This is a genomic window from Pseudoalteromonas luteoviolacea NCIMB 1942 (genome assembly GCF_001625595.1).
Taxonomy (GTDB): domain Bacteria; phylum Pseudomonadota; class Gammaproteobacteria; order Enterobacterales; family Alteromonadaceae; genus Pseudoalteromonas; species Pseudoalteromonas luteoviolacea_A.
Window position 1 is genome coordinate 30,671 of the sequence record NZ_AUXT01000147.1, and the last position, 24,987, is coordinate 55,657.

20 protein-coding genes are annotated in these 24,987 nt (G+C 43.1%); 13 read left to right on the forward strand and 7 right to left on the reverse strand.

Translation table 11 applies throughout. From position 1 onward, the window contains the following. Position 1 precedes the first annotated feature (1 nt). The 4 genes from N482_RS08565 to N482_RS08580 all read left to right on the forward strand — a co-directional run bounded on the left by N482_RS08565 (position 2) and on the right by N482_RS08580 (position 2,884). On the forward strand, positions 2–538 hold the full coding sequence (locus tag N482_RS08565; RefSeq protein WP_063376644.1) for an SPOR domain-containing protein: 537 nt from the start codon (positions 2–4) through the stop codon (positions 536–538). 76 nt (positions 539–614) lie between these two features. Continuing rightward, positions 615–1,133 carry an ATP-dependent protease subunit HslV gene (hslV, locus tag N482_RS08570; RefSeq protein ID WP_063376645.1) on the forward strand — a complete coding sequence of 173 codons (519 nt, stop codon included), beginning with the start codon at positions 615–617 and terminating at the stop codon, positions 1,131–1,133. 11 nt (positions 1,134–1,144) lie between these two features. After that, positions 1,145–2,473 carry an HslU--HslV peptidase ATPase subunit gene (hslU, locus tag N482_RS08575; protein ID WP_063376646.1) on the forward strand — a complete coding sequence of 443 codons (1,329 nt, stop codon included), beginning with the start codon at positions 1,145–1,147 and terminating at the stop codon, positions 2,471–2,473. A gap of 36 nt (positions 2,474–2,509) precedes the next feature. Continuing rightward, a complete protein-coding gene (locus N482_RS08580; RefSeq protein ID WP_063376694.1) occupies positions 2,510–2,884 on the forward strand; it encodes a gamma-butyrobetaine hydroxylase-like domain-containing protein in 375 nt (124 codons plus the stop codon). A 120-nt stretch (positions 2,885–3,004) separates the two neighbouring features. Here N482_RS08580 and N482_RS08585 read toward each other — a convergent pair whose 3' ends face one another. The 3 genes from N482_RS08585 to N482_RS08595 all read right to left on the reverse strand — a co-directional run bounded on the left by N482_RS08585 (position 3,005) and on the right by N482_RS08595 (position 6,557). Next, the gene (locus N482_RS08585) at positions 3,005–4,885 is read right to left on the reverse strand and encodes a methyl-accepting chemotaxis protein (protein WP_063376647.1); all 1,881 of its coding nucleotides are present in this window, start codon (positions 4,883–4,885) and stop codon (positions 3,005–3,007) included. Between the two features lie 107 nt (positions 4,886–4,992). Continuing rightward, entirely contained in the window at positions 4,993–6,039 is a 1,047-nt protein-coding gene (locus tag N482_RS08590; RefSeq protein ID WP_063376648.1) for an MJ1255/VC2487 family glycosyltransferase, read from the reverse strand. Further along, complete coding sequence (locus N482_RS08595; RefSeq protein ID WP_231100818.1) at positions 6,036–6,557, reverse strand: phosphatase PAP2 family protein; 522 nt, start codon at positions 6,555–6,557, stop codon at positions 6,036–6,038. Before N482_RS08595 ends, N482_RS08590 begins: the two co-directional genes overlap by 4 nt. A gap of 160 nt (positions 6,558–6,717) precedes the next feature. Between N482_RS08595 and rraA the strand changes: the two genes are divergently transcribed. After that, positions 6,718–7,227 carry a ribonuclease E activity regulator RraA gene (rraA, locus tag N482_RS08600; protein WP_063376649.1) on the forward strand — a complete coding sequence of 170 codons (510 nt, stop codon included), beginning with the start codon at positions 6,718–6,720 and terminating at the stop codon, positions 7,225–7,227. An 88-nt stretch (positions 7,228–7,315) separates the two neighbouring features. Beyond that, a complete protein-coding gene (locus tag N482_RS08605; RefSeq protein WP_063376650.1) occupies positions 7,316–8,371 on the forward strand; it encodes a formimidoylglutamase in 1,056 nt (351 codons plus the stop codon). On the opposite strand, the gene N482_RS08610 is transcribed toward N482_RS08605, so the two are convergent. Then, positions 8,368–10,212 carry a GGDEF domain-containing phosphodiesterase gene (locus N482_RS08610; protein ID WP_231100819.1) on the reverse strand — a complete coding sequence of 615 codons (1,845 nt, stop codon included), beginning with the start codon at positions 10,210–10,212 and terminating at the stop codon, positions 8,368–8,370. The genes N482_RS08605 and N482_RS08610 overlap by 4 nt on opposite strands. A gap of 25 nt (positions 10,213–10,237) precedes the next feature. Then, entirely contained in the window at positions 10,238–11,416 is a 1,179-nt protein-coding gene (hutI, locus tag N482_RS08615; protein WP_231100820.1) for an imidazolonepropionase, read from the reverse strand. Between the two features lie 154 nt (positions 11,417–11,570). Between hutI and hutC the strand changes: the two genes are divergently transcribed. After that, the gene (gene hutC, locus N482_RS08620) at positions 11,571–12,281 is read left to right on the forward strand and encodes a histidine utilization repressor (RefSeq protein WP_063376652.1); all 711 of its coding nucleotides are present in this window, start codon (positions 11,571–11,573) and stop codon (positions 12,279–12,281) included. A gap of 39 nt (positions 12,282–12,320) precedes the next feature. On the opposite strand, the gene N482_RS08625 is transcribed toward hutC, so the two are convergent. After that, entirely contained in the window at positions 12,321–13,082 is a 762-nt protein-coding gene (locus tag N482_RS08625) for an NAD-dependent epimerase/dehydratase family protein (RefSeq protein WP_063376653.1), read from the reverse strand. Between the two features lie 260 nt (positions 13,083–13,342). On the opposite strand from N482_RS08625, the gene N482_RS08630 reads away from it, so the two are divergent. From N482_RS08630 to N482_RS08655, 6 genes are all read left to right on the forward strand, one after another. Continuing rightward, on the forward strand, positions 13,343–15,373 hold the full coding sequence (locus tag N482_RS08630) for a methyl-accepting chemotaxis protein (RefSeq protein WP_063376654.1): 2,031 nt from the start codon (positions 13,343–13,345) through the stop codon (positions 15,371–15,373). A gap of 350 nt (positions 15,374–15,723) precedes the next feature. Further along, positions 15,724–17,655, forward strand: a complete 1,932-nt coding sequence (locus tag N482_RS08635; protein ID WP_063376655.1) for a HAMP domain-containing methyl-accepting chemotaxis protein — start codon at positions 15,724–15,726, stop codon at positions 17,653–17,655. Positions 17,656–17,782: 127 nt separating this feature from the next. Further along, positions 17,783–19,153, forward strand: coding sequence for an oxygen-independent coproporphyrinogen III oxidase (gene hemN / locus N482_RS08640; protein WP_063376656.1), 1,371 nt, complete (start codon positions 17,783–17,785; stop codon positions 19,151–19,153). 431 nt (positions 19,154–19,584) lie between these two features. After that, the gene (locus tag N482_RS08645; RefSeq protein WP_063376657.1) at positions 19,585–20,388 is read left to right on the forward strand and encodes a hypothetical protein; all 804 of its coding nucleotides are present in this window, start codon (positions 19,585–19,587) and stop codon (positions 20,386–20,388) included. A 130-nt stretch (positions 20,389–20,518) separates the two neighbouring features. Beyond that, on the forward strand, positions 20,519–20,809 hold the full coding sequence (locus N482_RS08650) for a hypothetical protein (RefSeq protein WP_063376658.1): 291 nt from the start codon (positions 20,519–20,521) through the stop codon (positions 20,807–20,809). 133 nt (positions 20,810–20,942) lie between these two features. Next, positions 20,943–22,565, forward strand: coding sequence for an FAD-binding oxidoreductase (locus N482_RS08655; RefSeq protein ID WP_063376659.1), 1,623 nt, complete (start codon positions 20,943–20,945; stop codon positions 22,563–22,565). Between the two features lie 205 nt (positions 22,566–22,770). Here N482_RS08655 and N482_RS08660 read toward each other — a convergent pair whose 3' ends face one another. Further along, positions 22,771–24,729, reverse strand: coding sequence for a discoidin domain-containing protein (locus N482_RS08660; RefSeq protein WP_063376660.1), 1,959 nt, complete (start codon positions 24,727–24,729; stop codon positions 22,771–22,773). Positions 24,730–24,987: the final 258 nt, after the last annotated feature.

A 24,987-nucleotide genomic window follows, 5' to 3' on the forward strand; every position in this document is an offset into this window, starting at 1 on the left:
TATGGCACAACACGATTATATAAATAAAACTCCAAAAAAGGGCCAAAAGAAGAAGCAACCAGCTGCTCAAAAGCCTTTTCCAACAATTCTCGCGGTTTTCGCGCTCCTCTTAATTGGTGGGTTTGCGTATGGACTCTGGTATATCAAACAACATGCAGATCCAGTAAAAGTGCAACAAGCGCAACAACCAGCCAAAATTGAAGTCCCCGTTGAAGAAAAGAAAACACTGCCAAGGCCGCCTACCTTTATTAAAGATATGGAGCAAGCGACCGTCGATGCCGAAGTAAAAGAAATAAAGTCTAAAGGGCCTTTTCAGATGCAATGTGGTTCATTCAGAACTTATGAACAAGCTGAAAAGCGTAAAGCACGCATTGCATTTGCAGGACTGCTTTCGGAGGTCCGTAGAACAGAAGGTAAAAATGGCGTTTGGTATCGCGTACGCCTTGGCCCTTACGAAAAGAAACGTACGGCAGAAAGTGATAAAAACCGTCTAAAGCGCATCAAAATTGTCGATTGTGGAATTTGGGGCTGGACTTGAAATTAGCACAGCTGCCCTCATCTATGCATTTATTGATATAATTATCTGAGGCACAGGCCTCCTATTAAGGAATACTATGACTACTATCGTAAGCGTTCGTCGTGGTGACAAAGTTGTTATCGGTGGCGACGGTCAAGTTTCTCTTGGCAATACGGTGATGAAAGGCAATGCCAAAAAAGTGCGCCGCCTTTATAACGATAAAGTACTCGCTGGATTTGCTGGCGGTACAGCGGATGCTTTTACACTTTTTGAGCGTTTCGAAACTAAATTAGAAATGCACCAAGGACATCTAACCCGCGCAGCTGTTGAAATGGCCAAAGATTGGCGAACAGATCGCGCGCTTAGAAAACTCGAGGCTTTACTTGCTGTAGCCGATGAAACCGCGTCATTAATTATCACTGGTAACGGTGATGTTGTGCAGCCAGAACATGACCTAATCGCGATAGGTAGCGGCGGTAATTTCGCCCAAGCAGCCGCAACAGCACTTTTAGAAAATACCGACCTCGGTGCCCGTGAAATTGTAGAGAAAAGTTTAAAGATTGCAGGTGATATCTGTGTATTTACAAACAATTTCCAGACCATCGAAGAATTGTAATAGGAAAATCCATGACTGCAATGACACCTAGAGAAATCGTTCATGAATTAGACCAACATATCATTGGTCAAGACAAAGCCAAAAAAGCGGTTGCAATTGCCCTTAGAAACCGTTGGCGACGCATGCAGCTAAACGATGACTTACGTGCGGAGGTAACGCCTAAGAACATCTTAATGATAGGTCCTACAGGTGTGGGTAAAACTGAGATCGCACGTCGACTGGCAAAACTGGCTAACGCGCCATTTATCAAAGTCGAAGCAACTAAATTTACTGAGGTAGGCTATGTCGGTAAAGAAGTTGAGACCATTATTCGCGACTTGGTTGAAGTCTCTTTTAAAATGACGCGCGAACAGCAAACGAAGAAGCATAAGCATCGTGCTGAAGAAGCAGCTGAAGAGCGCATTTTAGACGCTTTACTGCCACCTGCAAAAGATGCGTGGGGCGAATCCCAACCTGCTGAGAATAGCTCAACACGTCAAGTTTTCCGTAAAAAGCTACGTGAAGGTCAGCTAGATGATAAAGAAATCGATATTGATATCGCAGAAACATCTCCTCAAGTTGAAATCATGGCTCCTCCTGGAATGGAAGAGATGACGAACCAACTTCAGGGCATGTTCCAAAACCTTTCTGGCGACAAAAAGAAAAACCGCAAGCTGAAGATTAAAGAAGCGTTTAAACTACTAATTGAAGAAGAAGCTGCTAAGTTAGTAAACCCTGAAGAGCTTAAAGAGCAAGCCATCTTTGCCGTTGAACAAAACGGTATCGTATTTGTTGATGAAATCGATAAAATCTGTAAGCGTGGCGAAGCATCAGGGCCAGACGTGAGTCGTGAAGGTGTACAGCGTGACTTGTTACCTTTGATTGAAGGATCTACTGTCAGCACTAAACATGGCATGGTGAAAACGGACCATATCTTGTTTATCGCATCAGGTGCTTTCCAGATGGCTAAGCCATCGGATCTAATCCCTGAGCTACAGGGTCGCTTACCAATTCGCGTTGAATTAGAAGCACTGACGGCAAAAGACTTCAAGCGTATCTTAACTGAACCTCATGCTTCTTTAACGGAACAACAGCAAGCTTTGCTTAAAACTGAGCAAGTGGCTATTGAATTTACCGATGACGCAATAGAGCGTATTGCCGAAGCGGCATGGAAGGTGAATGAAAAAACCGAAAATATTGGTGCGCGCCGTCTGCACACAGTAATGGAAAAGCTGATGGAAGAGATCTCATTTGATGCATCTGACAAAGCAGGTCAATCACTGACTATTGATGCAAAGTACGTTGAGCAGCATTTAGAAATGCTAGTACAAGATGAAGACCTCAGTCGCTTCATTCTTTAAATGAGGACAGGGCCAGCATTAGCTGGCCTTACTTTTATGTATCAAGTCACTAAATTACATTATCATCGCACCAGTAAGTTGCTCGATATCCATTTTGATGATGACTTAACGGTTACATTGAGCTGCGAGTTTTTACGCACCCACTCTCCCTCAGCTGAAGTACAAGGGCATGGTCCTTCACAGCCACAACTGGTCTTGAATAAACAAAATGTGCAAATATCCCAGTTAGAACCCGTTGGTCATTATGCGATTCGACTTTGTTTTGATGATGGCCACAACTCAGGGCTATTCAGTTGGCAGTACCTACGAAAACTCTGTACGGAGCATAAATCCTTGTGGCAAACCTATCAACAGCGCGTTGAAGCACACCAACAAAGTAAAGACAGCGTACCCATTAAATTTGTGCCTTAAGGTACGCGTTTAGCAGTGCTCATTGAAGCGTTGTTTATTCGCAGAGAAAAACATAGAAGAGTAGTTACTGAAGCGTCAAGTTAAGTGCCCAAAACTTGTATTTTAGGCACTTATTGACTGTTAGACCTTGTACTTATCAATGGCTATATGAAGTGCTCGAGCCTGTTCAGAAAGCTCTTCACTGCTTTGAGCATTCGAAGCTGCATGCTCAGAAGCATTTTGTGCAATGTCCCTGATTTTCACAACATTCTTGTTCACTTCAGAAGCAACTTGATTTTGTTCGTCAATCGCTGTTGCAATATGAGTACTCATATCCATGATGTTTTGTACATCTTCGGTGATCAGACCCAGTAGCTCACCAGCTCTTTCTGCTTGCTCAACACTCTCGTTACTTTGCCCACGGCATTCTTCCATGATGCTTACAACGTCTTGAGTACGTTGCTGTAACGTCGAAATAATGCTTTCAATTTCTTGAGTAGAGTCTTGAGTACGCTGCGCCAATGAACGCACTTCGTCTGCAACAACCGCGAAACCTCGCCCTTGCTCACCCGCTCGCGCAGCCTCAATTGCCGCATTCAGCGCCAATAAGTTAGTCTGTTCAGCAATACCGCGTATTACATCCAAGACCGAACCTATCGTTTCACCATCGCGCTCTAACTGGCCCACCACTTCAGACGCACCACTTAGTGAGTGTGACAACGCCATAATGTGATCTATGGTAGAAGTTACTTCACTGCGACCTTGCTGCGCGTTATTGTTCGTTGACTCAGCTTTTTGTGCAGCCGCTTCAGTATTGTGTGAAATATCTTGAATAGTCGCCTGCATTTCTGTTGCAGCGGTGGCCACCATATCAGCTTCATGAAGCTGTTCATTCATACCAGCACTGGTTTGTGCGGTTGTTTGCGATAAATGATCTGTCGCATCGTTAATAGTCACAAGCGCACGATTAACATCAGCGATTAGCTCTTTAAAATCACCAATCAGACTGTTGAAATCTCGGGTCATATCGGTAATTTCATCATTACCTGTCTGCTCGATGAAAATGCCTAAGTTATTTTCTCTGCGGATCCGCTCTATGGTTTGATAAACACGCTCAACTGGGCGAATAATCGAACGACTGGTCGACCAAACTAAAAACATTACAATCATAGCCGCAACGACGAAGATCACAATGGCAACAGACTTGGCAAACTCCGCATTATTGTGAATTTCCGTTTTAGTCTGCAACACAATGGCCGCAACCACGGCATCACTCTTTTGCACCGTGCGCTTCATCTCGCCCAAGGCGCCACTATCAAGATCAACCCCAAGCGCGACTTGCGCATCTATCAAGCCTTTAAATTTGATTTGATACACATCAAGCAACCTGTTCAGATCTTGTTGATAGCTACTACTGTGATTAGAATCGCGGATTTGTGCTTCAAACGTCTCTATGTGCTTATTGAATTTTCCAAGATACTTGGTATCTAAGCGCAACATAAAGTCTTTTTCTGCCCGTCTAAGCTGAAGCATAGTCGTCAGCAGCTTATAGTCTTCTTTTTGTTTAAGCAGCGTTTCAACACCATGTACAGCTTTTCGTAATTCGCCGTATAAAGCGTCTTTAGGGTGCAAGCCAATTGTTCTTTGCAATGATACAACGTTATTAAACGATTGATGATACTGCTTGACCAACTGGTCAAACTCCTGAAGCTGAGAGCTATCTATATCAAATTCAATAAAAATCTCCTTTAACAGCGCTTTCTTTTCTTGCAGCTGACGATATTCATTTTCAAATTTGTCTAGCGCATCGACATCTTTGTAGAACAAAAAGTTCTTCTCGTACTTTCGCATCGCTAGCTCGTGAACATCCAGTTCTTCCGCATATTGAATCGTTTCATTCAAACGGCGCATTGTATTGGCTTCGGTGATGATCACCGCCAACATCACAAGCAATGCTACACCGACAACTACAGCGTTTAATTGCAAACGCCTTTTAATGGTGAGATTTTCAAGTAGAGCCATACAGTTACCTAATTATTACAGAACCTGCAATACAGTATAGCCAAAGTCACCTTGCGTCGGAATTCAATCTACAACTTTATGCAACTTTTTTTCAAAATGCTCACCTATCATGCAACTTTGTTCCTATTTTGTAGGACTGGAGACCATAAACTATCGTGAAGTGCGCTGTAATCTTGCCACTGTCCCTTTGCCAACCAGTCGGCTAGCGGAGTTGCATCTGATGGAAAATCGATCACTTGCCCCTCTGGATATTCCAACCATTCTGCCAGCGCTTCTGAATTGAGGTAATTCATTACGTTTGCCAATCCCAAAGACTCAAGTGTCATTGCATTACTTAGCTGCTCAAATTGCCCTTGCAACGGCTTGAGCAGTAACTTTTTACCATATTTCAGTGCTTCGCTAGACAGTTCAAAGCCAGCATTAGCAACAACACCCGATGCGCTGGCGAGATCTTCTAAAAACCCATGACGTGAAGGCGACCGCAAATGAATATGGTTGATCGATTGATTGGTCGCATCTGGGTGGTAGCAATAAAACTCTCTGTCGGGAAAGTCTCCCAACAGCTCTACAATATTGTTGAGCTCTTCAAAAGGTAGATAGACCAATATTTTATTTGGAATAGACACTTTATGCGCGCCGTGATAAGCAATAAATGGCGGCACAATGTTTTTCGCAAAAGGCTGCCAATGCACGCCTAAGTACACATCTGCCGGTGCAAACCAGCGGATCAATGCTCTTTGTATGGAGCCCGCACCAAATAAAGGTACCTCCGGTGACAAAAATGCGGCCTGGTGACTCATGGCAACTACGGGCACTTTGGCTAATTTCGCAGCCCACGCAGATATTGGTTCAAAATCATTGAACACCATATCGTAGCATTTAATATTTAAACCTCTGACATCTCGGGCAAAAGTACCAAAATTAAGCTGTTTAGCTGTCTCCCGATAATTCAAACGGCCACTTTTCGTAATAAAACTCATGCCAGTTCGTGTTTGATATTCACCGAATATATCCATGTCGAAATACTGGTCAGCTTGTCGACCAGAGAAGAGGTAATCCACTTCAATATTCATGCTCTTGAAACACTCAGCCATCACGCGTGCACGCGTTATGTGACCATTTCCCGTTCCCTGGATACCATATAATATTTTCATAACTCTCCTAAAATCCCGATTGCCAAGACGGCACAGCCGCTCCCCATCAACGCCCCAATAATCACATCGGCTGGATAATGAACACCAACGAGTACACGTGATAGCGAAACACCCATTGCCCAAACGACTAACGGGATCGTCAGGATTGGATAAACTTCCATTAAACAGGTTGCATATAACCAAGCGCCCGCGCTGTGTCCTGATGGCAAACTAAACTTATCACTCGGCGTCAGCATGGCCTTCACCGCCAAACAATCACACGGTCTAACCCTGGCAAAATGTTTCTTCAATAAGAAATACAAGGGTCGCTCTATTGCAAATGCCACCAGTACCGTTTGAAAGAAAGTGACACCGACCTTACCCATAAAATAGCCATTGAGTAGTGCGAGAATCACGTACAGTCCGCCGTTGCCGCTTTTGGACAACATCAACATTAACCACTTAAACCATGGTCCGCGCTTAGGCTTATAAAGTGCAAAGTAAAGCGCCGTATCCAGCTTGATTATTTGTGCTTTCATCATAGTTGCTTACATTTGTTCACAAATTCAGCATAGAAGAGCTTAATAACAATCACACGACATTTTTGTTACACAATTATGTAAGTTGATTCAAAGCATTGCGCCGAATAGGAATGGGAGTATACTGACAACAGTTTAGCCATTCTCTGAGGATACTATGATGGATTACAGCACTTCTGAACTGTGCGATCACTTCGCAGATGCCATTGACGTACTTGAGCCAATGTTCATCAACTTTGGCGGTCAAAGCGCCTTTAGTGGCCGCATAAAAACCGTTAAATGCTTCGAAAACAATGAAGTGATTGCTGAAGTACTACAACAAGATGGTACTGGCAGAGTCCTACTTATCGATGGCGGCGGCTCAACCAGACGTGCACTCATTGATATCGACCTCGCAGAATTGGCTACAGATAACAACTGGCAAGGCATTGTTGTATATGGCGCAGTACGCCATGTAGAAGAGCTTGAAGAGTGTGAATTGGGCATTCAAGCCATTGCGTCAATTCCTGTTGCCGCAGATAGTGAAGGAGCTGGCGTGCAAGGTATTCCAGTGAACTTTGCTGGCGTATCTTTCTTTGACGACGATTTTCTATACGCCGACTCTACAGGCATCATTATTTCTGCTGAAGAGCTCCTACTAGAGATAGATGACGAAACATCTGAAGATTAACTTAAAACAGATCCAGAACTGAGACACTCGGTGTACTCAGTTCTGCTATCTTCAAAGTACCACCTGCATTAAATAACATCTGAGCACCATGACCGTAAATAATTGGATTAAGATTTATAACGAATCGAATATCAACGAGTACACTTCTACACGCGAAAATGAAACCCGCTTCTGGCAATCGCTTTCTTTTTTACAAGTACAAAATGAATTTTCTCAAGCCTTAAAAGATGCAGCGCAGTTTGGCATCAAGTATGTACTCGTTGCCATTAATGAAGACATTGGTCCACGTGGCAACTGTGGCAATGGCGGCGCAACAGATGGCTGGTTTGCGTTTTTAAAACGCTTTTTAAATTTACCTTGTAACCAATTTTTGAAACCAGACAACGTGCTACTTCTTGGTGAAGTTATCACGGTCGATCTACAAGCAAAAAGTGAACATATAGACAATCGCACTGCGGATGGTTTAGAACAGCTTCGTACTTTGTGTGAAGAGCTGGATCAACGTGTTAGTGGTGTTTTACAGGCAATATTTGATGCGGGCCTTGAGCCTATCGTTATTGGCGGAGGACACAATAACAGCTATGGGTTGCTTAAAGCACTATCACAAAGCCAAAAGGTACCTTGCCAAGCGATAAACTTTGACCCGCATGCAGACTTCAGAGCATTAGAAGGACGTCATTCAGGTAACGGCTTTAGCTACGCACACAACGCAGGCTTTCTAGACAATTATCATATCGTGGGCATGCATGAACAAAAAAATAATGACACCATTGTAAGTGCTTTAACTCAAGCAGGGTTCACGTACACGAGCTATCAGGATATTTTGGTTTCACGTCAAGTAAGCTTGACCGATGCCATTAAGCCCGCGCTAAAACGCTTTGATCAATCTCGTCCACTAGGCGTTGAGGTCGACGTAGATGCCATTTCTGGTATGCCAGTCAGCGCATATACCAATTGTGGCTTCAGCGTGAACGATGCCGAGCACTTTGTCTATCAAAGCGCACTCCAACCCAATGCAAAATACCTTCATTTGTGTGAAGCAGCCCCCGCCAACCACCCTCAAGGTAAGCAGCAAGGTGACATCGAAGCCGGACAAGTGCTCTCAGGTTTAGTGTGTAGTTACCTTAGAGCAAAACAGAACTAATCAATATCGGTCGCACTCGATGGGTCTTCTATCGGGTGCTCCCAACGCCATTGTTTGAGCCAACTTATCATTCCGATACTACTCAACGGCCTGGTAAATAAATAGCCTTGAGCAGCAAATGCATTCAGGCTGTGCGCGAATTGCAATTGCTCTTGAGATTCGACGCCTTCACAGATCACCTTACACTCTTGGACGTTTTGCATTTCTACAATGCCGCGCACTACTGCTTTAAAGTTACCTTGGCTTTGATTTGGTGTGGTGAGGGAGCGGCCAAGCTTTACGTAATCCACTTCTAATTTAGGTAACTTGGCTAGCAATAATGGCGACTCACCAAAACCATCAACACACAATCTCACTCCCATCGTACGGAGTCTTGCCACCATAGCGATACCCTGCGGATCTAGCGTGGTAAACATTTGGGAAGGACACTCAATGATGATATCTTGCGGCAACAATTGATGTTCAACTAACACCCTGTCGACAAACTCGATAAATTCTTCGTGTAGCATCTCTGGGCCGAATAAGTTAATGCCCAGCGGCATTTGGATCCCTTCTACCCTCAGAGCCAAGGCTATTTCTGCTGCACGTTCAATTACATATTGCGCCAACGGCAACGCTAAACCTGCAATTCGGATATCATCGATAAACTTACTAGCAGCAAGTATCCCCTGTTTCGGATGCTGCCAACGCAACAGTAATTCGACATATTCAATGTCGCCATCACTATTGCGAACGATAGGTTGAAAATACAACTCAAGTTCGTTTTTAAAATCTATATGTGCCAACTCAGCCAACCGCGCTTGCTGCTCTAAGCGATCGACCTGCATCTTCTGCTCATACGGAGAAATGACTTTTTCAGGCGAACTATCCAGTGCTAAAAACGCGCAGGTTAGTAAGTCGTCAAACTGCCCAAGCTCCTCGTCACAATTAACAAAACTCGCGCGAGCACTTACCTCAATAATGCAATTCCCCACATTAAATGGCTTTAACGTACTTTCTATTATCTCGGCACAGAGGTGCTCGTGAAGATGCTTTTGATTCGCCAAACTGCACACAAAAACAAAGTGCAATCCACCTAAATGCGCAAGTCGAGCAACCTCATTACCTATCGCAATAGGCATAACATCATGACTTTGCAAATACTGTTTCATCCTATTTGCAGACTGCGCAAGTAATAAGTCACCAAATTCACGACCGAGATGAAAGTTAACCTGCTGGAAGCCCTCAAGCCGGATCATCACTAGCATAGCTGTGCCAGGCGCACTGGCACGGTATTCGTTAAAAGTCTCTCTCACGCCCGCGCGGTCAGGCAAACCCAATATGTCGCTGTTGGGCATTTGTTGAGGTTCGACAGAAGCGGGGGTATCTGCATTGGGAGAAGGTAAAAACAGTTCACTTACAAAGATAGGTAAAATGGCGATAACGACATAGATCTCTGGCAAGTACCACCAGAAATGGGACAGTATCAACAAGGTTGCACTAACTGAGCACAAGGCTGCCGCCACTATGTACCACCCCTGACCAAGTCTATCGCTTTGCCAAATATGCAGAAGCAATAGTACAACCAAACTGTACAGGGCCAAATCACCAATAGCGGCAAGGACAGCCAGACAACCTGCCCCCAAAAGAGCATGTATGATTCGGTTAACAGCAAAGTGAGAGCGAGCAATCGCGACTAAACTTAGACTCATTACTGTGCCTGCAAAGAACGCATTCATGAGCCCAGGTTGCCAAGCATCGGCAAGCGATAACTTTGACAAAGCGGTACTGGCACATACCGGTAAAATCATACACGCCATACTTAACGCACAGATCCACTTTGCAGACATCACTCTTGCCATTACTCAATCACTTTTTACTTCATTATTATTGAATAAGTCTACCCGATATCCACAGATTTAACAGATCGTTTACGCCAAATTGGTAACTTAATTCAGCAGGGTGTTGTATTTGCCACATCGCAATGTCTGCTTTGCAGCCCACTTTCAGCACACCGCGGTCCTGAAGTCCAAGTGCTTGAGCTGCATGCCTTGTTGCACCAAGCAGAGCTTCTTCAGGTGTCATTTTAAATAAAGTACACGCCATATTAAGCATCAAACGCAATGAACATAGTGGCGCAGTGCCTGGGTTAAAGTCACTGGCGATAGCAATCGGCACACCATGTTTACGCAATAATTCAATTGGTGGATATTGTGTTTCTCTCAAGAAATAAAATGCACCAGGCAAAATAACGGCAACAGTGCCAGATTTTGCCATTGCCATTACACCGCGCTCATCTAAATATTCAATATGATCGGCAGAGAGGCCATTAAATTCAGCAACTAGCTCACTGCCATGCTGATTTGATAATTGCTCGGCATGGCACTTTACTTTTAATCCAAGCTCAGTCGCGCGTTCAAATACTCGTTTGGTCTGCGCATGACTAAAGCCTACATTTTCACAGAATACATCCACTGCATCCGCTAAATTACGCTCAGCAACCAAAGGCAGCATTTCGTCACACACTAAATCGATGTAGCCATCACTATCACCTTTATATTCGGGTGGTAAGGCATGCGCACCGAGAAATGTACTTTGGACTTGAACAGGATGATGTTCATCCAGTATTTGGTTTACTTCTAGTAATTTAAGTTCAGTTTCCGTATCTAATCCATACCCTGATTTACTTTCAACGGTAGTCACTCCCTCACGTAACAATGCGTTTAAGCGCTCTTTAGCAGCAACAAACAACATTTCTTTAGATGCTTGGCGTGTCGCTTTTACGGTTGTAGCAATCCCCCCGCCCTGCTCTGCTATTTCTTGGTATGACACTCCATTTAAGCGCTTTTCAAATTCCTCAGCACGAGAGCCCGCAAATAAGATATGTGTATGGCAATCGATTAAGCCGGGTGTTAACCACGCACCTTTAGCTGAAATCACAGGGGTAGACAGCGCGTCAAACTCAGGCAAATCAGATTCTTTCCCAAGCCAAACTATGGTGTCGCCCTCAATCATAACTGCACCATTTTCAATCACACCATATGCACCTTCGATTTGCGCATCCATTGTCGCAATATTTGCATTAGTTATCACTAAATCTACATTGATCACTGTCTATACTCAGTTGGATAAAATTAATACGAGTTTAGCAAGAATACTTGTATATACAAGATAAGTGTGCCACCTTTATGAGTAACCTTTGAATTAGTGGCTGCGAAGCGTGACCGAACAACCTAAATTTGCACAGATAAAACAATATATTATCGAGAATATTCGCGCTGGTGCTTGGCAAGAGCATCAACGGGTTCCCTCTGAAAATGAGTTATCTGAGCAGTTTCAGGTTAGTAGAATGACAGCTAGGCGTGCGCTAAGTGAACTGACAGAAAGTGGTGTGCTCACTCGCAGTCAGGGACTGGGTACATTTGTTGCTAGTTTCAAATCTCAGTCTTCACTACTGGAGATCCGCAATATCGCAGATGAAGTGAAAGAACGAGGCGGCGATTATACCTGTATTGTGCTGTCGTTGGAGTCAATTGCCGCAATTGCGCCGATTGCCATTGCGCTAGGCGTTGAAATGGACAGCTTAATTTACCGCAGCGTTATCGTTCACAATGAGAATGACGCCCCACTGCAAGTAGAAGAACGCTTCGTCAACCCTGCACTCGCGCATCAATATCTACAACAAGACTATAGCAACACAACTCCCCATGAATATCTCACACAAGTTGCACCACTGACAGAAGCAAGGCACACCGTCGAGGCCATTATGCCAAACGAAGAGATCTGCCAATGGCTGGGTATGTTCAATGAAGAGCCATGCCTTCAAGTGATCCGAAGAACATGGTCATCACAGGGGATCGTAAGCTTTGCTCGATTGATTTCACCGGGTAGTAAATATCGCTTAGGCGGCCACTTAACCTTTAAAAAGTAGCCATATGGGAAACGTAAAGTTTACGGCCAATTCAATCACCTAAATATCATTGTTATAACTGAAGCCAAGCTGACACACCGCAGAGCCATCAATTATGCGCTTAGACTTAACCTCACTATTATACGTCGGTGGTATACTGCCATAGTCCTCGCAATGCTTTTGATAGTAGTCCTGCTTAGTAGGATGGGCGGGGTGGCATAAGTTGTAGATATCTTGCGCGTTTGACCAATTTTCTAAGATGCACAATAGACCATTCACCGCATCTTGTTGATGCAGCATATTAACGCTGGCTTGAGATGAGCTAGATAACTGTTTGCCAGATATAAACCGCCCTGGTTCTCTTTGTGGCCCGACTAATCCAGCTAAACGCACAATTTTACCACTTGCACTACGTACCAAATCTTCAGCGCATTGCAAAACTTGTTGGCGCGTCGAATCGCGCTCAGCTAATGTGGCATGCTCTGTGTATACGCCATCAGCGGTACCATAAACGGCAGTCGAAGAACACAGGATAAAACCTTTACACTCCATGTTTCGAGCCGTCGTAAGCGCATGTTGTAAAGTATCCAAATAATTACTGTCTGCTTGGCGCATACGTGGGGGGATCGCACAAACCCAATATGCATCTGTCAAAGTTAGTGTATGGTGGAGCCCAGAATCGGTTAGACAAAATGCGCTTACCTGCGCTTGGCTATCAGCGGTTCTGCGTGTCGCTTCCACTTGCCACCCGGCTAATTTCGCCTCTTGTGAGAGTGCGTTTCCCAGCCAACCGGCTCCTAAAACGACCAACTTATTACTCATAATATTTTCTTATATTTACCTAAAGTAGGTCACAATGTTAGTACAGAAGTTATTAAATTTCTATCCGCGCTTTCTCAGCTTTAGGTTATAAATATGATGTAGTAATTTGATGATTCTGTACTATTTTTTTATTCAACAAGTGAAGATATGATGATTGTACATGATCTCACACTGGCTGAACCTTAACCATTTATGGTAGCCAATTAAGATGAGATATGGTTTTATTATGCTAGTTGCTGTCCCAATAAAAAGAATATGTCATGTTTGAAAACTTATCTCTTCGTAAAAAAATTCTCATTTTAATCGGTGGTACAATATCGGTACTTCTGACCCTTGCTTCAACTTACTTTGTTAATCATATAGCAACAATCTCTCGCCAAGGTATTGAGCGCGAAGCTCAGAGCTATTTGTATTCAGAAAAACTCTCAATGGAGTCATTTTTTGCTCAATACGGTAAGGTTGTAGAAACCTTTGTTACGAATCCACACAACATCAACTGGTTCGATAATTACAGTGAACGTGAAAGAGATTTGACCAACGACAAGGGTTATGACGAGGTCAATGAAGACTTCATTCGTATCAGTAAAAGTGATGAAAATATTCTTTCAGCCTTTATGGCATCAGCACGCACGGGCGAATATTTTAAAGAGAATGAGCGTACTTCAAACTTCACTGATGGCCGTCCTTATCATGCCTATAAACGTCCTTGGTGGCAGGATGCATTAAGCCATGGGAAACTCTATGTTGGAGCATTATCTGTTGATATCACTACCGGTGATGTATCTGCCGTTGTGCAGCAACCAATTTATAATAAACAAGGCGAACTGGTTGCGGTCGGCGGAGTCGATTTACAGATTAACCGGATCAGTGCCATGGTCGAAGAAATTCAGTTTGATGGCGAAGGTTATGGATTCTTACTCGACCATGACCTGAAAGTAGTGCACCTTTCAAAGCGCACTGGTCACTCTTTATCAACGACAGACTCAGAACCAAAGGGTAAAGAAGGGTTAGCTGGCTTAGAACAACAGTTTCAGGACACTTCAGGCTTTAGCGAATTAACCCGCTCCATCAGCAACCAAGATTCAGGCACCGCAGTTGTCACGCTAAAAGGGCAGGATTACTACGTTGTATTCAATAGTGTCAAATTGGATACACCAGTTCTTGATTGGCATGTGGGTATTTTAATCCCTGTAAGCTTAATTGATGAGCCCGTGGACAATGCTGTGACCAGCACGGTGACTGCCGTGATCATTATCTTGACTATCATTGTTGCCATGATTCTTATTGCAGCGCAGATGATCACACGCCCTATCATTACACTAACTGACGCAATGCGTGACATTGCCACCGGTGAAGGGGATCTTACGCGACGTATCAACATCAATAGTACAGATGAAGTCGGTCAGCTCGCTATGCACATGAATACCTTTATTGATAAGTTGCGTGCCATGATGATAGACACAGCTGCACAGGCTGAACAATTGAGTGGCGCATCAGCGCAACTGCGCGACGTTTCGAACAATACCAATACTGAGATCCAGCAAGAGAAAGAGCAAGTTGATAGCGTCTCTGCTGCAGTTACAGAGATGGCCGCGACCGTCACCGAAATATCACGTAATGCACACGAGACTAACCGCGCGTCAGACTTAGTACAAAGCATGACAAACGATGGAGCTGAACGCTCTAGTCAAGCGCAAGAAGTGATGACTGAACTTGCATGTCACATTGGTGAAGCAGCTAGGGTTGTTGAAGGCTTAGAACAAGAAACCAGTAACATTGGCGCAGTTATAGACGTCATCAATGGCATTGCTGAGCAGACAAACCTACTTGCGCTTAACGCCGCTATTGAAGCAGCTAGAGCAGGTGAACAAGGCCGAGGCTTTGCAGTTGTAGCCGATGAAGTGAGAAGTCTAGCCAGTCGTACGCAAGAGTCGACCGATGATATTCGCAATATGATTTCTAAGTTACAGCAAATTGCACAACAAGCTTCAACTATGATGCAACAGGGTCAAGAAAGAGCACAAAGCTCTGTTGAGCAAACACAAGAAGTACTCGACGCGCTTCGTAATATCACTGAGTCCGTCAATACAGTGCAAGATCAAAGTCATCAAATCGCGACGTCAACCGAAGAGCAAACAGTTGTCGCGGAAGACATCAATAACAGCTTAAATGCGATTAACGACTTAGTGAATAGCACAGCCAATCATGCCCACCTCCTAGCAGATGAGGCACGAGATCTAAACGATCTGGCTAAGGCACTGAACGCGACCGTTAATCAATTTAAACTTTAAAAAATTAGGCGTGCAGGTTAGCACTGCACGCCCTCACTCTCGTTCTTGAATTAACCACCAATCAAATAAACTTCAACTCAGCCCCAAACAAAGCGCACAATAATCCATCACTGAAGTAGATTTACTTTCCAACTTCAATCAAAAACACCATTACTATCAAATACTAACAGAAAAGTAAAAACTATTGATTGGAGTCAAATAATTTCACCTTGATTTCACCAATTGGGTATTTTTTTTCACCCGATAAATAATATGATCCTATTGCAATATTTACACTAAACTATTCATAGGGAAGTCTATCTTTCCACTCATTTTTCATCAACAGCTTAACTTAAACATAAGGCTTTTAAATGGTTAAAAACTGGCGGCTAAACCAACAGCTTAATAGCGCTTTCGGCGTGATGATTTTTATGATGTTAATCCTCTCTATTGTTGCATATTGGGGTTTAAGTTCTGGGTACACAAACTTTGTCGAATACCGTACAAAGGCAAGAGACAGCACCCTAGCTGGGCGTATTCAAGCAAACTTGCTGGAAGTGAGGTTACAAGCGGGTAAATATTTAAAGCAACAAAGCCCAGCAGCTATCAATCAGTTTAATCAACGCTTAGCATTGCTAGAGCAATTAATGGCTGAAGCGAAAACCCAATTTAAAGACCCTGCACAATTACAAGTGATTGAGCGTAGTCAACAACAGGTGGAACGTTACAAAAAAAGCTTTGATAACATTGAGACATTATTCGAGCGTCGTCATCAAGTCGTCAATGACGTCTTAAATGTCCGTGGTCCACAACTAGATAATTTGCTGAGAGACATGATCCGCGACTCGCAATCACTGTCAGACGTAAGAAACTTCAGTACACTGCGTGGACTACTACAACAAGGCCGCTTATCGACAAATAAATTTTTGGTTACCAACGCACAAAAAGATTATCAGGTAGCAAAACAAAGTTTCGATACATTAAAAGCCCAGTTTCAAAAAACCTTAGGGCTGAGCTCGGCACGAGCTAGTGTAGAATTTGGACAAGCACTCAAAGCCTATCAAGATGGACAGGAAGCGGTTTACCAAGTGATAACTGAGCGCAACCAACAGATCTCACAAGTGTTAGACACCATAGGTCCAAAGGTCGCTACCCAATTGGAGAACATAAAACTGGACATCAAAGCAGTACAAGATCAATTAGGCCCCGTTGTGCAATCAGCCAGTGCTAATTCTAAATTTACCATTGTCGCCTTTGCGAGTTTAATTATCCTGCTTGGCATATTTTTTAGTTGGTACATCAGCAAAATTATTAAGCTACCAATTGGAGGCGAGCCACGAGAAATAGAGGCCATAGCCAGAAAGATTGCCGCTGGCGATTTAACAGTGCAGTTCAACCATCAAGCTAACAGCACTGGAATTTATCAAGCAATGGCCAGCATGGTGCAAAATCTACGAGAGTTTATTGAGCAAATCCACCAATCGACCGGCACCCTTGCCGACACATCTCAAACGATGAGTACGATTACAACACAGGCTAAGCATGGTGCAGAGCAACAAATGGCACAGCTTGAGTACACTGACAGAGCAATGGATGAAATGACAGAAACCGTTTCAGAAATTACGCGTAGTACCCAGTCAGCAGCTGATACTGCCACCTCAACAGAACAGACTTCAAAACAGGGATTGCAGGCAGTTTCAGAAACGCGCAGCGCGATTTCAACACTTAAAGAAGACATTAATAATGTTAGTCTGACCATTTCTAGTTTGGCTGATGAGACTCAGTCTGTGGGGTCAATTTTAGATGTCATTAGAGGCATTGCCGATCAAACTAACTTGCTTGCTCTTAACGCCGCAATTGAGGCTGCTCGAGCTGGTGAGCAAGGCCGTGGTTTTGCAGTTGTTGCAGATGAAGTACGCAGCCTAGCAAGTCGCACGCAACAAAGCACCGAAGAAATTCAGGCCATGATTTCGCGCTTACAGCAGGAAGCCCAGCGCTCTGTTGAATTAATGAGTAATAACGTTAATAACGCCGAGATCACGGCTCAGCGTGTACATGAAACAGGTCAAGCACTGGAGCACGTATCTGATTCAGTCGTCTCTATTCGCGATATGAGCATTCAAATAGCCAGCGCGACTGAACAACAAAATGCCGTTACTCAACAAATATCTGAGGGTGTCAGGGAAGTTACCAATACGGCCAAAGAAACAGCCCAAGGTGCGGAGAAGTCGTCCAGAGATGCAGAGCAACTTGCAAAATTAGCGGAAGAGCTAGCGACAACAGCGAAGCGCTATCAACTTTAAAATATACAACAAATGTAAGGCTACTGGCCTTACATTTGTCTACTAATCGCCCACTTGAGTCAGATCAAACTTTACTTTAGCCCACGCAATTATAATTCATAATGTGTCATTTAATTTGAGTGCGATCGTGATTAAACTACCTTTTTGGGAAGACTCCCTTATCAAGAAATATAATATTTCTGGCCCTAGATATACATCTTATCCAACTGCCCTATCATTAACATCTGGGTATGATCAACAAGCATTATCCGAAGCTGTCAAAAGCTCTACAAGTCGGGCATTGTCTCTTTATATACACATTCCATTTTGTCATCAGCTTTGTTATTACTGTGGTTGCAACAAGATCATCACCCGCCACCAATCTAAAGCAGATGTGTATTTAGATCACTTGTGCGCAGAAATTGAAACCCAAGCAGCTCTTTTCAAGACATATCGCGTTGAGCAGATCCACCTTGGAGGCGGCACACCAACATTTCTTACAGAAGCGCAAATGACGCGCTTAATCAATACCATAGAACAGCATTTCACGATTTCTAAACAGGCACAGCGCGGTATAGAAATTGACCCTAGATCGCTGGCAGAAAATATGCTGGTTACGCTGAGAGATTTACGCTTCAACAGGGTTTCATTTGGCGTACAAGATTTTAATGATCAAGTTCAAGCTGCTGTGAATCGCCCACAGCAAATAGATGAAGTGCTCAATATATTGCATCAGGCTCGTGCCCTAGGGTTTAAATCCATCAATATGGATATGATATATGGCCTACCACACCAATCACCCAAGAGCTATCGAGAAACCATCACGCAACTTATCGAGCTATCTCCTGATAGAGTCTCTCTGTTCAATTACGCCCATTTACCAGACCGATTTGCGGCCCAGCGTAAACTAAAAGAGCAAGATATGCCCTCTGCCGAACAAAAGCTACAAATATTCAAAAACGCACTAGCACAAATGACAGAAGCTGGCTATCAGTACATTGGCATGGATCATTTTGCAAAACACGATGATGAACTTGCCATCGCGCAGCGTGAGAACCATCTACACCGTAACTTTCAGGGTTACACCACGCATGGAAATTGTGATTTATTAGGGCTCGGTGTTTCTTCTATCTCACAAATAGGCAATGCAATACTGCAAAATGAAAAAGATTTAAAAACCTATTACGCTGCTATCACCGACCAGCGGAGCGCTATATGTAAAGGTGTCACACTTACACGGGACGATGTGATAAGAGCGCACGTTATTAAGCAATTGATTTGTCATTTTGAGTTAGAAAAATCTGCCATTAGCAGTGCATTTAATATTGACTTTGATGCCTACTTCGCGGATTCACTACAGTCATTGCAGCCACTCATTGATGATGGGCTCGTGGTAAGTGAGAATAACACCATCACGATTACAGCTCGCGGGACTTTATTCATCCGCATTATATGTATGAGCTTTGACGCATACCTACAACAGCAGATCAAAAATACACGCTTCTCACGCGTTATTTAAATTGGTTACTGCAAATAGCCCAACCTATTTGCAGTAACACTCTCACACAATCGACATACTTATTTCCCATATCACGTACTTTGAAATCAAAGTACGTATGCTCTTGCGCCGCTCTATAAAATAATTTTCATTTACAAAATCGTTATGAACTCTATAGATTCGTTTTAATAAATCTAATAAACATCTTAAAGTCTTCAGTTTTATCTATTTAAAATACTGATATTAATAGATATATTATCGTCACCACAATATCTCGATGAGAAATTTATAATGATGCACAATATCATTATTAATAAGTTTAAAACAACATAAATTCACAAAAAATAAACAGCATTGACACATTAACTCTATTTAAAATAAAGTGCTTTTTGTTCAATTTCTGAACATAGGAATTACGTTCCTAATTTTGAAAATAACAAAAAGGATTTATTATGAAAAAACTAGCTGCTATTGCATTTGCACTCTGTACTCTTGGCAGTAATGTATCAAATGCAAACGAGGGTATAACAATTCAAAGTGAAAATTACGGAGTGAGTGGTCACTTCGAAACGACCCTCAATACAAGTTCACTCAAAAGTACGATATCTGATAAAGATAATACCGTTAGATTTAGTCTCTCAGATGATCTGAATAATCAAATAAACAGTTCCATTACATTTAATGGAAACACATTCAATTTAAAACTAGATAATGTAAATAAAACGGTCGACATTTCTGGTTTTGACATTAATAACAAAAAGTTGATTAATAGCGAAAAGTTGAAAAGTTCATTAACCAGTATTTTTCGTGATTCTCAAAATCATGTCGAAGATATTTTAAACGCACAAACCAAACTAGACACAGAATCAAAAATCGTTCTATTCAAGTTTTTTGAATTCCTTTCTACTTATCCAGTAGGTATGCCTCTAGAACAAACGATTGAGCAAGACTTCTCGGCTCAAGGGTGGACTGATCTTTGTCCGTATATGGGCAAGTACAAAACAGCAATTTGGGATGTCACCTATGTTGGTGTAAAAACCAAGCGTTATAAAGTAGGTGGTCACGGCTTCTGTGCCGCTCGTTGCGGAGCTGGCTGTCCTATGTTTGGCGATGGCCAATATACACAAGATTGTTTAAATCATGACGCTTGTGCAGACGTGGAAGGTGAGCAATTAGGTGTCTGTGGCGACGAGTGGACATCAGCATCTGATGATTTCTGGTTCTCACCAGACTGTACGACGCCACCTTCAAGCTAAGTGGATAATTACAGGGGAGTGATCACTCCCTTTTTCTTTCCCATTCAGCCTTGCATACTCCGCAGGTTGACTTGATCTATTTTTATCCCTATCAGACAATGGCCGTATAAAACGAACAAGGATGAAATATATGTTTAGCCAAAGACGGCTTTTAGCCTTATCTATTATTATGGCATGTATTGCCATCGCTCCATTGGTCGCCCTTTTATTAGCTGAAATTATTTCTAGCCAGTTAAACTGCATAGTCAATGAGCGTAGCGATATACGCTGTGAGTTGTTAGGCACTGACATTACCATGTTACTCGTCAGCTTTTATGTGAGTGGATGGGCAAGCTTTATCACACTGCCTCTAGCCGGTGGCATCGCGGCATTGCTGTACTTAAAGTATTTAGATCTGAAACTAATAAATCGTGAGCCATAACCACAGCGATTTCTGCCAATTGTTCCTCAGGTATAGACCTATAAAGGGCCTAATAACGAATACATAACCCCTGTATTTAAAATATACATTTAAGGTACACTGATAGTGTATAACAACTATTCAGGGACAAAGAATGAGTATCGAAAATGCGTGGCAGCAATGGGGTGAAATACTGGGTGCTGACAATATCTGCTGTGAAGGAGAGCGGTTGTCATCGTATGAAACAGCCACTTTTGAAACCAATATCAAGGTAGGAGGCGTGCTCAAAGTAAAAACGAGACAACAGCTGCAGCAAGTTTTACAAACTGCCAATGCAGAGCGTGTTGCAGTGTACCCCATCAGCGCAGGAAAAAATTACGGTTATGGGTCTAAAGTACCTACGCAAAGCGGGTCCGTGGTCATTGATCTATCGTCCATGACGCGTATCATCGACTTTGACGAAAAACATGGCACGCTAACCGTTGAGCCCGGTGTTACATTCGAACAAGTGCATCAATTTCTTGTAGCACAAAATTCCGCATTCTCTATCGCAGGGACAGGCGCGGCTCCCAGTTCGAGTTTGATAGGCAATGCCGTGGAGCGGGGAATTGGCAAAGGGTTGGCTAGTAACCGCATTGACAATATTTGTAATTTAGAAGTGGTGTTACCTGATGGTAAATGCATTCACACCGGCCTAGGGCGTTTCGAAAATGCCAAAGGCAAGACCATCACGAAGCTAGGCCCAGGTCCATTTCTAGATGGATTATTTACACAGTCTAATATGGGCGTAGTTACGGCAATGACTTTTTGGCTCACCCCCATTCCTGAAGCATTCACAACCTTTATTTATTGCGTAAAAGATGAATCTAAGCTGCCCCAAATAATCGATAAGCTGAGAGAGTTGAAGCAGAGAGATATTTTACGGTCCTCTACAACACTTTTTAACGGCCACCGTATCTTGGGCTATACAGGTAAATACCCTTGGGACTTAACCGATGGTGGACGAAGCCTCACCGAACAAGAAATCGCAACAGCACTGAAACGCAGCCTGCCCGTCGTTGCCAAATGGTATGGCGATGGTGCCTTATTTTGCCATACTCGAGCTCAGGCAAAAGCCGAAATTAAAATTGTAAAACAAGCACTCAGCGGTTTAGTCACCAATCTAACATTTTTCAGAGAGCCTTATGTTTCCCTTGCAGAAAGGGCCCTTAAAATTGTTGGTAAATTTTCAAAGAAGTCTTTTATCAACCCCTTAGAAACTTATTTTAGAAAGTCCATGTACCTTGGCCACCCTCTCCCAATCACACAAACATTAGGTAGTACCTACATACGCAAAAAAATGGAGCTCCCGAATGCAGATAAAATCGATCCAGACAGAGACGGCTGCGGCACCTATTGGATGGGCCCTATTATTCCCTTTGAAGGTGGTGAAGTTGAAGCGGCAATACAGATTGTTAAAGAGGTTATGACTGAGTATGGCTACGAGCCCGCCATGACGTTGCAATGCGTTTCAGCAAGACAAATAGATATCATCATATCAATATCATTTGACAGGGACCTTCCCGGTGAAGACCAAAATGCCAAAGCATGCCATGACGCCTTACTCGAAAAGCTCTATCTTGCGGGGTATTACCCGTATCGGCTAGGTAATCAATCTCAAACTCTACTGCCCACACCTGATGACGACTATCTGGACTTCCTTAATTCAGTAAAAAGTGCTTTAGACCCAAATGGGGTGCTATCACCTGGAAGATATGATTTTAAACAATCGATTTAAAATTAGCGTAATTGGGCTCTTGTTTCATATTGAGCCCAGCTAATCATACGTTCTTTACAGCTTCGAAAATAAACGGTTCGTGAAAATATTCTAAAGGAGGTTGGTGACCCTGCGACTTACAAAGTAACAAAAAGTAAAGCCCCGATAATAAACCGAGGCTTTACGCCAATCTTGCCGACTTCTCAGCTCAATTACCGCGCTGTGACTATTTTACGTAATAATGCAGCGTATCTTGCTCTGCTCCACTATACGCGCCGTTGCTATAAGGCCACTGATCAAATTTGACGCTATGTTGATATAACGCAGCGCCAATTCGGGTATATCCATCACCCCGGCTGGTCGATTTTATACTCAAACTGACAAACGAATAATCTAACCCAGATGCACTGCAACCTGCACCTTCATGCTGCCATATCACACCAATATCATACGGTACTGGCGGTTGAGTCAAATTAACTGACTCATCAAGTGCAACACAGTTTGCGTGGGCTAACTTATCTTTATTGAGTAAGGCAACTTTGCCATATTCATCAACAAACATCATGCCTGTTGTCATGTTTGAACGTGTAGCATGCCACTGTGAGTTAGCTAACACTCCCAGACGTTCTGGCGTTTGCGGCAGGTTAACGGTCAAACGGTCGAGTCCATCTTTATGATGTGCAACGAGCGTCCAGCCTCCGCCGTTAAGCGTCATCTCACAATGTGCATAAAACGGATAAACACCGCCGGCGCCATCGGGGTCAATCTCATACATACCTGAACTCGCATTAGGATTATGTTGCTTAATTGATTCACATGTCACGCCAACAGTGGGGTCTGGGTTTACCGGCGGAGGGGTTGGCTCACTCACTCCCGATGTAACAAACCCCCCATAATACTCTAATTCACCAATGGCACGATATGCATGCCCTTGAGTAGTATCGATTTTAAGCCTCACATATTGACCAACGGCAGGCTCAGTCAGCTCAATGGTTTGATCTAGGCTCTTAGTCAAAGCAAAGGATTCATGATCGATGAAATTCACATTATCATTAGACACCTGCAAAGTGACATCCTTAACGCCCATACCTGGGTTGGATGCACCAGGATACAGCGTTACCCTGAATGAGGTAATGTAAGCTGGTGTATTGAATGCTACCTGCAGCCAATGCCCTTGATCTAGTGTAGTTAACCAAATACCACGCTTAATTTGACTGCTAGCAATGTCATTAATTTTGGTACTTGAATTAAAGCCATCAAATGCACCAGGAGCACTATCTAGAGAATAACTATCACTTGCGGTATAAGAAGTTTCGGTCAGTCCATTTGTGCCGATTAAAGCGATATTACCAAATTGACCTGAGGTCTCCCCGGGCACCACAGTGAAGGTACTCGACGTCTCTAAACGCAATGCAACCGGATCTTTACCATAGTGAGTATTATCCTGAGCAAAAAGTTTATTTTTAATTGAGAGAATGCTTGCGATCTCCAATAAGTGACTGGTTTCCTCATCTTTTGATTGCTCTTCTTCGACAAATAGCTTGCCTTGTAATGTCTGAAAACCGACCTCATTAATGGCTTCTTGCGTTAAATGATACGACACACCATCATTTGTCATTCCACTATTAACATCCTTGTAAACGGCTAGATAAGCGATAGACTCATCGACCAATGTGCTCCCTAACTCTTGTCCATTGCGACTGACACCAAATGTTTGCTGAGAGGTGCTCGACGCACGTAAAGAAAACGCATCAGGACCGCTTTGTGTTTGCGCATTCAAAAAAACATAAGGCGCGTGCGCAAAACTTTCTGTAAAAAACTGATGCGACGTATCACTGGCGAGTGTAAATTCTCCCGCTTCCCAAATGCTACCGTCCTCTAATTGATGCCGTCCTTTTTCAACCACCAAAAATGACACGTGTTCTTCGCCATGAATACCATCTAAATAAGGCCATTCTTTAAACTGCACATCAAAACTCGACGGCGTGACATTTGATATAGAGACCACACCTGGCGCTTTATCTTTAAAAGTCGGTACCGATGCAATGACAATAGGGTCATGATAGCCATTTATTGGGATTGTTACCTTTTGATCTGTAATAGATACATTTTCGATTAACGTAACGGCTTGCACGGCAGGTGCAATGGCTGCGATGAAGGATGCAAATCCAATTGTTTTTAGCATAACTAGTTCCTTTAACTATATGATTTGAATGGAAGGCACAGCAATATCAATCACATATTGCTATTTGCTTCCGCTGTGTTAACTAAAAACCAAGACCTGCACAAGCACACTTTTCATTCAAAAATAAATTCACTTTAATTAAATTTTTACTAACAAAAAAGCGTAAAAGCGAGAGATTACCTAGGCTGCATAGCCATATAAAATAATTTAAATAAATTAAAATTAATGGGATTTCAAACTGTAATTTTATTGAGAGTT

Bases quoted from the DNA above. Each gene is read 5' to 3' on its own strand.
- N482_RS08565 (WP_063376644.1), top strand. From the start codon at position 2: ATGGCACAACACGATTATATAAATAAAACTCCAAAAAAGGGCCAAAAG.
- hslV (WP_063376645.1), top strand. From the start codon at position 615: ATGACTACTATCGTAAGCGTTCGTCGTGGTGACAAAGTTGTTATCGGT.
- hslU (WP_063376646.1), top strand. From the start codon at position 1,145: ATGACTGCAATGACACCTAGAGAAATCGTTCATGAATTAGACCAACAT.
- N482_RS08580 (WP_063376694.1), top strand. From the start codon at position 2,510: ATGTATCAAGTCACTAAATTACATTATCATCGCACCAGTAAGTTGCTC.
- N482_RS08585 (WP_063376647.1), bottom strand. From the start codon at position 4,885: ATGGCTCTACTTGAAAATCTCACCATTAAAAGGCGTTTGCAATTAAAC.
- N482_RS08590 (WP_063376648.1), bottom strand. From the start codon at position 6,039: ATGAAAATATTATATGGTATCCAGGGAACGGGAAATGGTCACATAACG.
- N482_RS08595 (WP_231100818.1), bottom strand. From the start codon at position 6,557: ATGAAAGCACAAATAATCAAGCTGGATACGGCGCTTTACTTTGCACTT.
- rraA (WP_063376649.1), top strand. From the start codon at position 6,718: ATGGATTACAGCACTTCTGAACTGTGCGATCACTTCGCAGATGCCATT.
- N482_RS08605 (WP_063376650.1), top strand. From the start codon at position 7,316: ATGACCGTAAATAATTGGATTAAGATTTATAACGAATCGAATATCAAC.
- N482_RS08610 (WP_231100819.1), bottom strand. From the start codon at position 10,212: ATGGCAAGAGTGATGTCTGCAAAGTGGATCTGTGCGTTAAGTATGGCG.
- hutI (WP_231100820.1), bottom strand. From the start codon at position 11,416: ATGGATGCGCAAATCGAAGGTGCATATGGTGTGATTGAAAATGGTGCA.
- N482_RS08625 (WP_063376653.1), bottom strand. From the start codon at position 13,082: ATGAGTAATAAGTTGGTCGTTTTAGGAGCCGGTTGGCTGGGAAACGCA.
- N482_RS08630 (WP_063376654.1), top strand. From the start codon at position 13,343: ATGTTTGAAAACTTATCTCTTCGTAAAAAAATTCTCATTTTAATCGGT.
- N482_RS08635 (WP_063376655.1), top strand. From the start codon at position 15,724: ATGGTTAAAAACTGGCGGCTAAACCAACAGCTTAATAGCGCTTTCGGC.
- N482_RS08645 (WP_063376657.1), top strand. From the start codon at position 19,585: ATGAAAAAACTAGCTGCTATTGCATTTGCACTCTGTACTCTTGGCAGT.
- N482_RS08650 (WP_063376658.1), top strand. From the start codon at position 20,519: ATGTTTAGCCAAAGACGGCTTTTAGCCTTATCTATTATTATGGCATGT.
- N482_RS08655 (WP_063376659.1), top strand. From the start codon at position 20,943: ATGAGTATCGAAAATGCGTGGCAGCAATGGGGTGAAATACTGGGTGCT.
- N482_RS08660 (WP_063376660.1), bottom strand. From the start codon at position 24,729: ATGCTAAAAACAATTGGATTTGCATCCTTCATCGCAGCCATTGCACCT.